At 73.2% G+C, this 12,694-nt stretch carries 14 protein-coding genes; 7 read left to right on the top strand and 7 right to left on the bottom strand.

Going from position 1 to position 12,694, the window contains the following annotated elements; genetic code table 11:
- Positions 1–80: 80 nt before the first annotated feature.
- Positions 81–1,250, top strand: a complete 1,170-nt coding sequence (gene coaE / locus ACTG9Q_RS22320) for a dephospho-CoA kinase (RefSeq protein ID WP_455575049.1) — start codon at positions 81–83, stop codon at positions 1,248–1,250.
- A 33-nt stretch (positions 1,251–1,283) separates the two neighbouring features.
- On the opposite strand, the gene ACTG9Q_RS22315 is transcribed toward coaE, so the two are convergent.
- Together ACTG9Q_RS22315 and ACTG9Q_RS22310 are read right to left on the bottom strand one after the other, a co-directional pair.
- Positions 1,284–1,802 (bottom strand): DUF402 domain-containing protein, encoded by a 519-nt coding sequence (locus ACTG9Q_RS22315; protein WP_455574804.1) that lies wholly within the window; start codon positions 1,800–1,802, stop codon positions 1,284–1,286.
- 143 nt (positions 1,803–1,945) lie between these two features.
- Positions 1,946–2,503 carry a DUF402 domain-containing protein gene (locus tag ACTG9Q_RS22310; protein WP_455574803.1) on the bottom strand — a complete coding sequence of 186 codons (558 nt, stop codon included), beginning with the start codon at positions 2,501–2,503 and terminating at the stop codon, positions 1,946–1,948.
- A gap of 134 nt (positions 2,504–2,637) precedes the next feature.
- Between ACTG9Q_RS22310 and ACTG9Q_RS22305 the strand changes: the two genes are divergently transcribed.
- Both ACTG9Q_RS22305 and uvrB read left to right on the top strand, forming a co-directional pair.
- Entirely contained in the window at positions 2,638–3,861 is a 1,224-nt protein-coding gene (locus ACTG9Q_RS22305) for a DUF5685 family protein (RefSeq protein ID WP_455574802.1), read from the top strand.
- A 29-nt stretch (positions 3,862–3,890) separates the two neighbouring features.
- Positions 3,891–6,050 carry an excinuclease ABC subunit UvrB gene (gene uvrB / locus ACTG9Q_RS22300; protein ID WP_455574801.1) on the top strand — a complete coding sequence of 720 codons (2,160 nt, stop codon included), beginning with the start codon at positions 3,891–3,893 and terminating at the stop codon, positions 6,048–6,050.
- On the opposite strand, the gene ACTG9Q_RS22295 is transcribed toward uvrB, so the two are convergent.
- From ACTG9Q_RS22295 to ACTG9Q_RS22280, 4 genes are all read right to left on the bottom strand, one after another.
- Entirely contained in the window at positions 6,043–6,426 is a 384-nt protein-coding gene (locus ACTG9Q_RS22295; RefSeq protein WP_455574800.1) for a ribonuclease domain-containing protein, read from the bottom strand. The two genes, uvrB and ACTG9Q_RS22295, sit on opposite strands and share 8 nt — an antisense overlap.
- An 85-nt stretch (positions 6,427–6,511) precedes the next feature.
- Positions 6,512–7,786 (bottom strand): MFS transporter, encoded by a 1,275-nt coding sequence (locus ACTG9Q_RS22290; protein ID WP_455574799.1) that lies wholly within the window; start codon positions 7,784–7,786, stop codon positions 6,512–6,514.
- Between the two features lie 12 nt (positions 7,787–7,798).
- Positions 7,799–8,293 (bottom strand): ArsR/SmtB family transcription factor, encoded by a 495-nt coding sequence (locus ACTG9Q_RS22285; protein WP_455574798.1) that lies wholly within the window; start codon positions 8,291–8,293, stop codon positions 7,799–7,801.
- 115 nt (positions 8,294–8,408) lie between these two features.
- Positions 8,409–8,561 carry a hypothetical protein gene (locus ACTG9Q_RS22280; protein ID WP_455574797.1) on the bottom strand — a complete coding sequence of 51 codons (153 nt, stop codon included), beginning with the start codon at positions 8,559–8,561 and terminating at the stop codon, positions 8,409–8,411.
- Positions 8,562–8,716: 155 nt separating this feature from the next.
- Between ACTG9Q_RS22280 and ACTG9Q_RS22275 the strand changes: the two genes are divergently transcribed.
- A complete protein-coding gene (locus tag ACTG9Q_RS22275; protein ID WP_455574796.1) occupies positions 8,717–9,541 on the top strand; it encodes a crotonase/enoyl-CoA hydratase family protein in 825 nt (274 codons plus the stop codon).
- Here ACTG9Q_RS22275 and ACTG9Q_RS22270 read toward each other — a convergent pair.
- Positions 9,528–10,877 carry an FAD-binding oxidoreductase gene (locus ACTG9Q_RS22270; RefSeq protein ID WP_455574795.1) on the bottom strand — a complete coding sequence of 450 codons (1,350 nt, stop codon included), beginning with the start codon at positions 10,875–10,877 and terminating at the stop codon, positions 9,528–9,530. The genes ACTG9Q_RS22275 and ACTG9Q_RS22270 overlap by 14 nt on opposite strands.
- An 84-nt stretch (positions 10,878–10,961) precedes the next feature.
- On the opposite strand from ACTG9Q_RS22270, the gene ACTG9Q_RS22265 reads away from it, so the two are divergent.
- From ACTG9Q_RS22265 to garA, 3 genes are all read left to right on the top strand, one after another.
- Positions 10,962–11,528: a type 1 glutamine amidotransferase domain-containing protein gene (locus tag ACTG9Q_RS22265; protein ID WP_455574794.1), complete on the top strand. Its 567-nt coding sequence runs from the start codon at positions 10,962–10,964 to the stop codon at positions 11,526–11,528.
- A 22-nt stretch (positions 11,529–11,550) separates the two neighbouring features.
- On the top strand, positions 11,551–12,126 hold the full coding sequence (locus ACTG9Q_RS22260; RefSeq protein ID WP_455574793.1) for a CDP-alcohol phosphatidyltransferase family protein: 576 nt from the start codon (positions 11,551–11,553) through the stop codon (positions 12,124–12,126).
- 115 nt (positions 12,127–12,241) lie between these two features.
- On the top strand, positions 12,242–12,694 hold the full coding sequence (garA, locus tag ACTG9Q_RS22255; protein ID WP_455574792.1) for a glycogen accumulation regulator GarA: 453 nt from the start codon (positions 12,242–12,244) through the stop codon (positions 12,692–12,694).

Raw genomic sequence — 12,694 nt, 5'->3', positions numbered from 1 at the left:
CCGCCGACGCGAGCCGAGCGCGCGGTGCCCCGGGTGATACCGGTCGGGTGCGGGGATCGTCCGCTGACAGAATGGCCGCCATGCTGCGCATCGGGCTCACCGGCGGGATCGGGTCAGGGAAGTCGACGGTGGCCGCCAGGCTCGCCGAGCACGGGGCGCTGGTGATCGACGCCGACGCGCTCGCCCGCGAGGTGGTCGAGCCCGGCACCGACGGCCTCGCCGCCATCGCCGCGGAGTTCGGCCCCGGGGTCCTGACCTCCGACGGCGCCCTCGACCGGCCCGCGCTGGCCGCCACCGTGTTCACCGACGAGGCCGCCCGCAAGCGCCTCAACGCGATCGTGCACCCCCGGGTCGCCGCCCGCACCGGCGAGCTGATCGCCGTCGCCCCGGCCGACGCCGTGGTCGTCCACGACGTGCCCCTGCTGGTCGAGAACGGGATGGCGCCGCACTACCACCTCGTCCTCATCGTCGACGCCCCGGTGGAGACCCGCGTCGCCCGGCTCATCGAGCGCGGGCTGCCCGAGGCCGACGCCCGGGCGCGCATCGCCGCCCAGGCCGACGAGGCCGCCCGCCGCGCGGTGGCCGACGTGTGGCTGGACAACTCCGGCGCCCGCGACCTCGTCCTCGCCGAGGTCGACGCCCTCTGGGCCGACCGCGTCGTGCGCTACGAGGCGAACGTGCGCCTGCACCGCGGCCCCGACCGCGGCAGGCCCCGGCTCGTCGACCCCGACCCGACCTGGCCCGCGCAGGCCGAGCGGGTCATGGCCCGGCTGCGGCTGGCCACGGGCCGCCGGGTGGACCACATCGGCTCCACCGCGGTGCCCGGCCTCGCCGCCAAGAACGTGCTCGACTTCCAGGTCACCGCCGACCTCGACCAGGCTGCCGCTTTCGAGCAGGCACTCGCCGAGGCGGGCTTCCCCCGCGCCCACGGCTTCGAGCAGGACACCCCGTACCCCGCCGACGACGACCCGGCCCGCTGGCGGAAGCGCACGCACGTCAGCGCCGACCCGATGCGCTGGGCAAACATCCACATCCGCGCCGAGGGCGGCCCCAACTGGCGCTACGCCCTGCTGTTCCCCGCCTGGCTGCGCGCCGAGGACACCGCCCGCCAGGAGTACGAGGACCTCAAGGCCGACCTCGCCGGGCGGGCCGAGGACATCCCGTCCTACGGCGACGCCAAGGGGCCGTGGTTCGAGTCGGCGCACCACCGGGCCGAGAAGTGGGCGGAGGCGACCGGCTGGCGGCCGTGAGGTTCTGGAAAGGGAAGTCCGGGAAAGGAAGTCCTAGAAAGGCGGCCACACCTCGAAGATGTGCTTGTACGCCAGCCACGCGGAGAGGTCGTGCCGGAAGCGGCTCATCTCCTCCAGCGTCTTGTGGACGGTGCACAGCGCCAGGTCCGCGTCACCGACGCGCAGCACGCGCCCGGCCACGGCTGCGGCGAACTCCTCCGACCGCACGATCCGCGCCGTCGAGCCGCCCGGCGCGGCCAGCCCGAGCAGCAGGTCGGTCGTGCGCCACATCCTGCCGTCGATGCGCACCCGCACGGCCGTGAGCACGCTGGGGCCGGTCCGCGCGTGCCGCGAACGCGGTCTCTGCTGGGTCAGGCGCAGGTTCAGCTCCGGCAGCAGCCAGGTGACCTCGGAGTCGGCGAACGGGTCCTCCGGGGTGGGGCACTCCAATCGCAGGCCCCACCGCTCGATCTGGCAGACGCGGAGGCCGCGCGAGGTTCCGGACGAGTAGCTGCGTACCGCGGAGACCGTGTCGACGATGTCGACCAGCTGCGGCGTGATTGCCGTGCCCACGCCGCCGAGGGTAGTCGGAAGCATGCGGTCGGTGATCGCTGAAGGGAATTCGTTATGTCACGACTACCGCGCGGTTCGGTATCGTTCGAGCGTACTTCGTGTTCAGTTGGTGACAGGCCGTTGACTATTGCCGCTTCGCACCACTAATGAGGCCGCCACGCGACCTCGATGCCGTGCGTCGCGAGCCAGGAGTCGACGTCGTGCCCCGCGTGCGCGATGCCCGCGACGGCGCTGTGGGAGCGGGAGAGGGCGCGCTCGCCCGCGCCCAGGTCGAGCAGCCCGGCGCGGACCGCGGCCAGCAGCTCGTCGTTGTCCTCCACCCACACCGACCGGCCGGTGCGGACCAGGACGTCCAGGTACAGGTCCACGGTGCGCCAGATGTCGTCGTGCACCGAGATGTCCACGACGTCGATGTAGTAGTCGTGGCCGAGGTCGACGCCGGGGCGCCCGCGCCAGCGCGAGACGCGCAGCCCCATCGCGGGCAGCAGCAGCGACTCGAAGTAGGCGATGCGGCGGTGCCCGTCCACCGGGCGCGCCATGTACAGACCGTGCTCGGTGTGGCGGTACTCGTCCACCAGCCGGATGAAGCCCTTGGGGTCGACGTTGGTCATCGCGGCCGGGTCGAAGACCTCCACCTTGGGCGGGTGGGTCGCGTGGTCGCGCCGGGCGAGGGGCACGGGGACCGGGGAGTCGGCGGTCATGCCGCCATCGTGCCCACTCCGACACCGTCTCGCACAGTCCTTTCGCGCCGATCCCGCCACTCGAACGGGTGAACACCACTAAGCTCCCGCGCCGACCGGCCGTTGTGGCGCCGGGTCGAGCGCGAGAGGCCCCGATGTTCGGAATCCTGCGGCCGTGCCGCCACCGCCTGCCCGGTGACCTGGCCACGTCCTGGCTCGCCCACCTCTGTGGACTGTGCCTCGCCCTGCGCGACGACCACGGACAGTTCGCCCGAACGGTGACCAACTACGACGGGCTGGCCATCTCCGCGCTCGTGGAGGCGCAGGCGGCAGGCGACGACCGGCGGGTGGCCGGGCCGTGCCCGCTGCGCGGGATGCGCCGGACACCGGTCGCTGAGGGATCGGGCGCTCGGCTGGCGGCCGCGGTGTCGCTCGTGCTGGCCTCGGCCAAGGTGCGCGACCACGTCGAGGACCGCGACGGCGTGCTCGGCAGGCGGCCGGTCTCCGCCGCGGCCCGGACGGTGGCGCGGCGCTGGGCCCAGCAAGGCACGCGTACCGGCGCCGACGTGGGCTTCGGAACCGCGGTGCTGCTCGACGCGGTGGGTCGCCAGGGTTCGGTGGAGGCGTCGGTCGGGCTCGGGGTGTCCGTCCTGGCCGCGACCGAGCCCACGGAGACGGCCACCGCCGCCGCCTTCGCCCACACCGCGGTGCTGGCGGGGCGTCCGGGCAACGCCGAGCCCCTGGCCGAGGCGGGACGGCTCTTCGGCCGCATCGCGCACCTGCTCGACGCGGTGGCCGACCTGGAGGCCGACCGGGCGGCGGGGCACTGGAACCCGATCACGGCCACCGGCGCCGACCTGGCCGCGGTGCGCGGCCTGTGCGACGACGCCGTGATGGGCGTGCGGCTGGCCCTGGCCGAGGTGGAGTTCCGCGACCAGGCCCTGGTGCACGCGCTGCTGGTGCACGAACTCGGCGCCGCCGTGGACCGGACCTTCCGCGCCCACTACCCGCCCCCCGGCCAACCACCCCACGGCCCTGGGCACCCGGGTCACGGGTACCCGACGCCCGGCCCCGGCGGCTGGCAGCGGCCGATGGCCGCCACCGGGCCCGCGGGCCCGCCACCCCCGTATGGGCACGGTCACGTCCACGAGCACAGGCCCTCGCGGTGCGGCTGCTGGCAGTGGCCCAAGCTGACCACGCCGCCGACGTCGCGCGGTGTCGTGCTGGGCTGCCTGGCCTGCCTGTACGAGTGCGGCAGCTGCCAGGTCTGCTGCCGCGACCCGTACCCCGGCCCCTGGTCGGGCAAGCCCCGCGACGGGTGGTGCAGCAGCAACTGCGACTGCCCGACCTGCGATTGCTGCTGTCCCTGCGACTGCTGAGTGTCGGTGCCCGGGCGTAGCCTCGTGGCGTGGCATTCGCGACCGAGAACCCCGTCCTCGCGCACTCCGAGTACCGCCCGGTGGGCGACATCCCCCGCACCGGCGGCGAGTTCCGGATGCGTGCCGACTACCAGCCCGCGGGCGACCAGCCCGCGGCGATCACCGAGCTGGAGCGGCGCATCCGCGGCGGGGAGCAGGACGTGGTGCTGCTGGGCGCCACCGGCACCGGCAAGTCGGCGACCGCGGCGTGGCTGATCGAGCGCCTGCAGCGGCCGACGCTGCTGATGGCGCCGAACAAGACGCTGGCCGCCCAGCTGGCCAACGAGCTGCGCGAGTTCTTCCCGGAGAACGCCGTGGAGTACTTCGTCAGCTACTACGACTACTACCAGCCCGAGGCGTACATCCCGCAGACCGACACCTACATCGAGAAGGACTCCTCGGTCAACGACGACGTCGAGCGGCTGCGCCACTCGGCGACGATGAGCCTGCTCTCCCGGCGCGACGTGATCGTGGTGGCCTCGGTGTCCTGCATCTACGGCCTGGGCACGCCGCAGTCGTACCTGGACCGCTCGATCCCGCTGGCCGTGGGCCACACCGTCGAGCGCGACGTGTTCCTGCGCGCGCTGGTGGACGTGCAGTACGCCCGCAACGACATCGCCTTCGCCCGTGGCACCTTCCGGGTGCGCGGGGACACCGTGGAGATCATCCCGGCGTACGAGGAACTGGCCATCCGCGTGGAGTTCTTCGGCGACGAGATCGACTCGCTGTACTACCTGCACCCGCTGACCGGCGACGTCGTGCGCCAGGAGCAGGAGCTGCGGATCTTCCCGGCCACCCACTACGTCGCCGGGCCGGACCGCCTGGAGCGGGCCATCAGGAGCATCGAGGAGGAGCTGGAGGCCCGGCTGGCCGAGCTGGAGCGGCAGGGCAAGCTGCTGGAGGCCCAGCGCCTGCGGATGCGCACGAGCTACGACGTGGAGATGATGCGCCAGGTCGGCTTCTGCTCGGGCATCGAGAACTACTCCCGCCACGTCGACGGCCGCGCCGCGGGCACCTCACCGGCGACCCTGCTGGACTACTTCCCGGAGGACTTCCTCCTGGTCATCGACGAGTCGCACGTGACGGTCCCGCAGATCGGCGGCATGTACGAGGGCGACATGTCCCGCAAGCGCAACCTCGTCGAGCACGGCTTCCGGCTGCCCAGCGCGGTCGACAACCGCCCGCTGACCTGGGAGGAGTTCGCCGAGCGCATCGGCCAGGCCGTCTACCTCTCGGCCACCCCGGGCCCGTACGAGCTGGGCCAGACCGGCGGCGAGTTCGTCGAGCAGGTCATCCGCCCGACCGGCCTGCTGGACCCGGAGGTGGTGGTCAAGCCGACCGAGGGCCAGATCGATGACCTGGTCCACGAGATCCGCACCCGCGCGGACAAGGACGAGCGCGTCCTGGTCACCACGCTGACCAAGAAGATGTCCGAGGACCTGACCGACTACCTGCTGGAGCTGGGCATCCGCGTCCGCTACCTGCACTCCGAGGTCGACACCCTGCGCCGCGTGGAACTCCTGCGCCAACTCCGCATGGGCGACTACGACGTCCTGGTCGGCATCAACCTGCTGCGCGAGGGCCTCGACCTGCCCGAGGTCTCGCTGGTGGCCATCCTCGACGCCGACAAGGAGGGCTTCCTCCGCAGCGGCACCTCCCTCATCCAGACGATCGGCCGCGCGGCCCGCAACGTCTCCGGCGAAGTCCACATGTACGCCGACAAGGTCACCGACTCGATGCGCCACGCCATCGACGAGACCAACCGCCGCCGGGAGAAGCAGCGCGCCTACAACGAGGCCAGGGGCCTGGACCCGCAGCCGCTGCGCAAGAAGATCGCCGACATCCTCGACCGCGTCTACTCCGAGGCCGAGTCCACCGACCAGGCGGTCCCGGTCGGTGGCTCCGGCCGCAACACCTCCAGGGGCAAGCGCGCCGCGGGCGAGCCCGGCGGCGCCAAGTCCGCGGGCATCGCGGGCAAGGACCCGTCGACGATGCCCCGCGCCGAGCTGGCCGACCTCATCCAGTCGATGACCGACCAGATGATGAACGCCGCCCGCGACCTGCAGTTCGAGCTGGCCGCCCGCCTGCGCGACGAGATCCACGACCTCAAGCGCGAGCTGCGGGGCATGGACGCCGCCGGGATCAGTTGATCCGGTAGAAGTTCCCGTAGTGGTCGGGGGAGTACCAGACCACGCCGGTGGTGACGTCGCGGACGATGCGGCGGGCGTCGCGGGCCGCGCCCCTGGGCCGGTGGTGGGTGTCGTACTCGTAGAAGGTGTGGCCCGCGGGGAGCTGGCCCTCGCGGTTGTAGAAGCGCCCGCCAGCGAAGTTGTACTGCCCGTAGGGCCAGGCGTACCAGTTGCGGGCGGTGGGGAAGCCCAGCTGGCCCCAGCCCCGGTAGGCGGTGCGGGCGGCGTCGCAGGCGGAGAAGGTGCACGAGGGGTACACGGCCGCGCTCGCGGGAGCGGCCACAGTGGACGTGAACGCGATGAGCAGCGCGAGCAGGGTGAGCGCACGGCGGAACAAGGCAACCTCCACGGTCCGGAGTTGGTCAAGATCCATCGTGGCCACGCGGGCGGTGCCCGATCAAGAGCGACCGGATGAACAGCGCTCAGACGGCGGATTGCCTGCCGATCGTCAGCGTCCGGATGCCGGGGGTGAGCACGACCGCGCCGATCGCCAGCAGGATCAGCGCGCCCGCCCCGGTGAGCGTGGCGGGGGCGCCGAAGTGCTCGGCCAGCGGGCCAATGGCGATCTCCCCCAAGGGGATCGCGATGAAGGAGCCCATCGCGTCGTAGGAGTACACGCGGGCCAGCCGGTCGGCGGGGACGTTCTCCTGCAGCGAGACGTCCCACGCCACGCCGAACTGCTCGACGGCCATGCCGCACAGCACCATCGTCAGCAGCAGCGGCACGAACGCGGGCACGTGCGCCATGGCGAACAGCGGCAGCGCGGCCACCGCGACCAGGGCGGTGCCCACCAGCAGCGCCCGCCGGGGCTGCCAGCGGGTGGCGATGAGCCCGCCCAGCAGCGCGCCCGCGGTCTGCGCGCCGAGGATGAACCCCCACGCCAGCCGCCCGACGGTCTCATCGGCCACCGAGGGGCCCAGCACCTGCAACCCGCCGACGTAGGCGGCGTTGACCACGAGCATCCCGGCCACCACCGACCACACCCACGGCCGCGACGAGAACTCCCGCCACCCGGTCCGCAGGTCCGCCAGCGGCCGGGTCGGGGCGGCGGCGTCCACCTCGGGGGCGCGCACGCGGGCGTAGAAGAACCCGGCCAGCGCGAACACCGCCGCCGTCGCCGCCATCGCCCAGCCCGGCTCGGTCAGCGCGACCACCATGCCGCCCAGCGACGCGCCGGTGATCATCGCCGTGTTGATGCCCAGCCGAGCCAGCCCGTTGGCCTGGCGCAGGAGGTCGGCGGGCACGGTCTGCGGCGTCAGGGCCGACGCGGCGGGCAGCGAGACCGCGGCGACCGCGCCGTTGATCACGCTGAGCACCACCAGCAGCGGCACGGTGGCGAACTCCATCAGCACCGCGGCGGCCGTCGCCGCCTGCGACCCGGCCGCGGCCAGGCTCGCGCCCTGCAGGATCACCCCGCGCGGCAGCCGGTCGGCCAGCACGCCGCCGATCAGCAGCAGCGCCACGTTGGCCAGGGAGCGGGCCCCGACGACCAGCCCGAGCGCGGCCACCGAGTTGGTCAGGTCCAGCACGGCGAAGGCCAGCGCCACCGGGGCCACGGCGTTGCCGAGGAACGTGGTGACGCGGCCGATCACCAGCCTGCGGAACATCGGGTGCCGCATCGGGGACCACATCCCCGGCGGTGTCCTGCCCCGTTCGTAGTGCGAGCCGTCAGCGGCGGTCGCCTCGAAATCCCCCATGCCCAACCCCCGTCAGCGCGGTTCCATCTCAAAGAGAGAGATCGTCGTGCTGACCCGGACCGTACCGGGGGTGTGCGCGGGTTGGGCCGAGCGGTGCAGGCGCTCGCTGAGCGCGCTGATCGCCGCGACGGTCTCCCGCCACAGGGCGGGGTCGACCCACAGCTCGGCGTCGTCGGCGGTGCCGTGCGCGGCCCGCATGGCGCTGCGCCTGCTCAGCTCGGTGAGCAGGGACCGGTCGACCGCGGGCTGCTCGGGCTCGGGCGGGCGGTGCCGGTAGCGCTTGGCCACGCCGCCGCGGATCGGCACCTCCTCGACCATGTCCACCAGCCCGGCGTCGAAGAGCTTGCGCAGGTGGTAGCTCACGTTGGCCTGCGTGCCGCCGACCTCGCGGGCCACCTCGGCCGCGCTCATCGCCGCGCCGGTGAGCAGGGTCAGGATGCGCATGCGCAGTGGATGGGCCAGGGCCCGCATGTCGTGCAGGCTCGGGTGAGCGTCCCCCTCGGTCATGCGGGAAGTCTGCCGAACCGGCCCACCCTGCTGTCAAACGAGTATTTGGCGGTCGCTGCCCAGTCGGGGCTGCCTACTCGGCGCTGGCTACTCAGCGCTGTCCACTCGGCGTTACCTACTCCGGGCGCCTGCGCCGCCCGCCGGGCTGCGCGGCAGGGCCGGGCGCGGGCTGTGCGGGGGGCGCGGGGGGCGCCTGCTCGGCCGGGCGCGGCTCCTCGGCCGTCGCCCTCATCTCGCGCAGCAGCTCGTCGAATATCGGCGTGGACATCGGCGCACTCTGACCTGCCACTTCGTACTCCAATCAACAGCATGGTCCACGCGGAACCTACCGGTCTGCCCCCACAGTCTCCGCCATCCGGGGCGGACACGTTCGGGCGAAAGGGTGCGATGACAAGCAAGTTACCCATGGGTAATAATTGCCGCATGACGGAGAACCTGGTTTCGCTCAAGGTCGACATCGCCGACCACGTCGCCGAGGTGACGCTGCTCGGCCCCGGCAAGGGCAACGCCATGGGCCCGGACTTCTGGCGCGAGCTCCCCGTGGTCTTCACCGCGCTCGACGCCGACCCCGAGGTCCGCGCGGTCGTGCTCACCGGCAGCGGGGCGCACTTCTCCTACGGGCTCGACCTCCCCGCCATGATGCCGTCCTGGGGCGACCTGCTCGGCGGCGAGGCGCTCGCGGCCCCGCGCACCCGGTTCCTCGACCAGATCCGCGCGCTGCAGGAGGCGGTGACCTCGGTGGCGGCCTGCCGCAAGCCGGTGATCGCCGCCGTCAGCGGCTGGTGCATCGGTGGCGGCGTCGACGTCATCGCCGCGGCCGACGTCCGCCTGGCCAGCGCCGAGGCCAAGTTCAGCGTGCGCGAGGTCAAGGTGGCCATCGTCGCCGACCTCGGCAGCCTCCAGCGCCTGGCGGGCATCATCGGCGAGGGCCACGTCCGCGAGCTGGCCTACACCGGCCGCGACATCGACGCCGCCCGCGCCGAGCGCATCGGCCTGGTCAACGACGTCTACCCCGACCAGGGCGAGCTGCTGGCGGCCGCGCGCGCCATGGCCGCCGACATCGCGGCCAACCCGCCGCTCGTCGTGCAGGGCACCAAGGACGTGCTCAACCACGACCGCGAGCGCCGCGTCGCCGACGGCCTGCGCTACGTCGCCACCTGGAACGCCGCCTTCCTGCCCAGCAAGGACCTCGGCGAGGCCGTGCAGGCGTTCCTGGCCCGCCGCCCGCCCACGTTCACCGGGGAGTGACCAGGACGCCCGGGTTGAGGATGCCCGCCGGGTCCCACGCGCCCTTGATGGCGGCGTAGAGGTCGCGTTCGGCCTGGGTGCGGGTCAGGTGCAGCCAGGGGGCCTTGGCGACGCCGACGCCGTGCTCGGCGGAGATGGACCCGCCGAAGCCCGCGACCGCGCGCAGCACCGCGTCGGTGACGGCGTGCTCGTCGGGGGCGCCGACGACGTTGACGTGGAAGTTGCCCTCGGCGAGGTGGCCGAAGAGGACCAGCCGGGCGCCGCGCGCGGTCTCGGCGACGGCGGCGCGCACCGCGGCCTCGAACTCCGCCGCCCGGGTCGGGGGCACCGCGACGTCGAGCTTCACCGGGACGCCGAGGGCGCTGACCGCCTCGGTGTGGCCCTCGCGGTAGGCCCAGAGGCCGCGCCTGCCCGTCTCGTCCACGGCCAGGGCGGTGTCGAGCACGTCGGGCAGCCCGGCGACGACCGCGCCGAGCGCCTCGGTCGGGTCGTGGTCGTCGGCGTACTCCACCAGCAGGTACACCGGGTACGCCCGGGGGAACGGCGGCGGGATCTCCCGGTGCGCGCACACCATCCGCACCCCGTCGTCGAAGACGACCTCCACCGAGGTCAGCAGCGGCCCGCGCAGCGCGGCGATCGCGGCGACCGCCGCGGCGGTGGACGGCAGCGCCAGCACCGCGGTCGCCCGGCGCGCGCTCGCCGGGACCAGCCGCAGCCGCACGGCGGTGACCACCGCCAGCGTCCCCTCGCTGCCCACCAGCGCCCCGGCCAGGTCGTAGCCGGTGCTGTCCTTCTCCAGCCCGGCCAGTGACCCGATCACCCGCCCGTCGGCCAGCACCGCCTCCACCCCGGCCACCTGGTCGCGCATCGGCCCCCACCGCACCACCCGCAGCCCGCCCGCGTTGGTGGCCACCATCCCGCCCACCGTCGCCGAGTCGCGCGCGGCGATGTCGACGGCGAAGTCCAGCCCGGCCGCCGCCGCGTGCGCCCGCAGCGCCGCCAGCGGCACCCCGGCGCCCGCGGTGACCTGGCCGGACGCCGGGTCGACGGCGCCCAGCTCGGTCAGCCGGGCCGTGCTCAGCACGACCTCGCCCGAGCGCGGCACCCCGCCGCCCACCAGCCCGGTGTTGCCGCCCTGCGGGACCACGCCGACCCCGGCCGCCGAGCACAGCGCGAGCACCGCGGCGACCTCGTCGCGGGAGCCGGGGCGCACCACCGCCGACGCCGACCCGGTGAACCGGCCCGTCCAGTCGGTCTCGTACGCCGCGCGCGGGCCCGGATCGGTCAGCACGTGCGCGCTGCCCACCGTCGCGACCAGCCGTTCCACAAGGTCCACAGCCGCCACGCTAGCCCGGACGGTTGAGCGGGGCCGCTCCTGGACACCCTCCGCGAAAGGACTCCCACGCACCGAAGGAGAGCCATGCCTTCCCTGACCGATCGCCGCGTCGCGTTCCTCGTCGCCTCCGAAGGCACCGAGCAGGTTGAGCTGACCGAACCGTGGAAGGCCGTCCGGGAAGCGGGCGGCGTGCCGGAGCTGGTGTCCACCGACCAGGGGCGCGTGCAGGCGTTCAACCACCTGGACAAGGCCGGGACCTTCGCCGTCGACCGGGCCGCGAAGGACACCTCGGCCGAGGACTTCGACGCGCTGGTCCTGCCCGGCGGCGTGGCCAACCCCGACTTCCTGCGCATGGACGGCGACGCGGTCGCCTTCGCCAAGTCGTTCTTCGAGCAGGGCAAACCGGTCGCGGTGATATGCCACGGGCCATGGACGCTGGTGGAGGCCGACGTCGTGCGCGACCGCAGGATGACCTCGTGGCCGAGCCTGCGCACCGACATCCGCAACGCGGGCGGCGACTGGGTCGACGCCGAGGTCGTGGTGTGCCAGGGGCGGGCGTCGACGCTGGTCTCCAGCCGCAAGCCCGACGACCTGCCCGCCTTCTGCCGCACCCTGGTCGACGTCTTCTCCCGGTCCCCCATACCCGGCTGACCGGGGCCGATACGCTGCGCGCGTGTCCCAACCAGCAGACCGAATATGGACGATCCCGAACGCCCTGAGCGTCCTGCGCCTCGCGGGCGTCCCGGTGTTCCTGTACCTGCTGCTGGTCCCCAAGGCCGACGGCTGGGCCATCGCCATCCTGGTCGTCGGCGGGTTCACCGACTGGCTCGACGGCAAGATCGCCCGATGGCTCGACCAGACCTCGAAGCTCGGGGTGCTGCTGGACCCGGCCGCCGACCGGCTCTACACGCTGGCCGCGATCATCGCCTTCGTCGTGCGCGACATCGTCCCGTGGTGGGTGGCCGCGGTGCTGGTGGGCCGCGACCTGCTCGTGGCCGTGTGCATCGCGCTGCTGCGCCGCAACGGGTTCGGCCCGCCCGAGGTCACCTACGTCGGCAAGGCCGCCACGTTCAACCTGATGTACGCGTTCCCGCTGCTCCTGTTGGCCCAGGGCGGCTCGACGGCCGCGGAGATCGCCCGGCCCTTCGCCTACGCGCTGGCCATTTGGGGCGGGCTGCTGTTCCTGTGGTCCGGACTGCTCTACATCGCGCAGACCCGAGGGGCCCTGCGGCTGCCCGCGACACCGTGAGACGATCTTCCCCCGCGCGTGCGTGCCTGCGGGGGAGCCACCCTCACCTCCGCTGATCGCGCACGGTACGTTGGCACTGTTCAACGCCAGTCGACCCAGCAGGAGGAGAGCTCACGTGAGCACCAACGACGGGCCTGGAATCCCGCCGGAGCAGTCTCCCGAGCGGACGTCGGTGTTCCGGGCCGATTTCCTGGCCGACGCTGAGGCCGCGCCCCCCAAGGCGCCCGAGCCCGCCGTCGCCGGTGTCGACGCCCTGCCGCACGGCTCGGCCCTGCTGGTGGTCAAGCGCGGTCCGAACGCGGGCTCGCGCTTCCTGCTGGACCGGGACACCACCAGCGCCGGGCGCCACCCCGACAGCGACATCTTCCTCGACGACGTCACCGTCTCTCGGCGGCACGCTGAGTTCCGCCGCGAGGGCGGGGAGTTCGTGGTGATCGACGTGGGCAGCCTCAACGGCACCTACGTCAACCGCGAGCCCGTGGACCAGGCCGTGCTGGCCGGTGGCGACGAGGTGCAGATCGGCAAGTTCCGCCTGGTGTTCCTGACCGGGCCGAGCGCGGGCGCGTAA

It is taken from the genome of Actinokineospora lacus (genome assembly GCF_053813445.1).
The sequence above is the reverse complement of the archived record's forward strand: the minus strand, read 5'-3'. Positions and strand labels throughout refer to the sequence as shown.

Coding starts and splice junctions, on each gene's coding strand:
- ACTG9Q_RS22265 (WP_455574794.1), top strand. CDS start 10,962: ATGCCTTCCCTGACCGATCGCCGCGTCGCGTTCCTCGTCGCCTCCGAA.
- ACTG9Q_RS22305 (WP_455574802.1), top strand. CDS start 2,638: ATGTTCGGAATCCTGCGGCCGTGCCGCCACCGCCTGCCCGGTGACCTG.
- ACTG9Q_RS22290 (WP_455574799.1), bottom strand. CDS start 7,786: ATGGGGGATTTCGAGGCGACCGCCGCTGACGGCTCGCACTACGAACGG.
- ACTG9Q_RS22275 (WP_455574796.1), top strand. CDS start 8,717: ATGACGGAGAACCTGGTTTCGCTCAAGGTCGACATCGCCGACCACGTC.
- ACTG9Q_RS22280 (WP_455574797.1), bottom strand. CDS start 8,561: ATGTCCACGCCGATATTCGACGAGCTGCTGCGCGAGATGAGGGCGACG.
- coaE (WP_455575049.1), top strand. CDS start 81: ATGCTGCGCATCGGGCTCACCGGCGGGATCGGGTCAGGGAAGTCGACG.
- ACTG9Q_RS22310 (WP_455574803.1), bottom strand. CDS start 2,503: ATGACCGCCGACTCCCCGGTCCCCGTGCCCCTCGCCCGGCGCGACCAC.
- ACTG9Q_RS22285 (WP_455574798.1), bottom strand. CDS start 8,293: ATGACCGAGGGGGACGCTCACCCGAGCCTGCACGACATGCGGGCCCTG.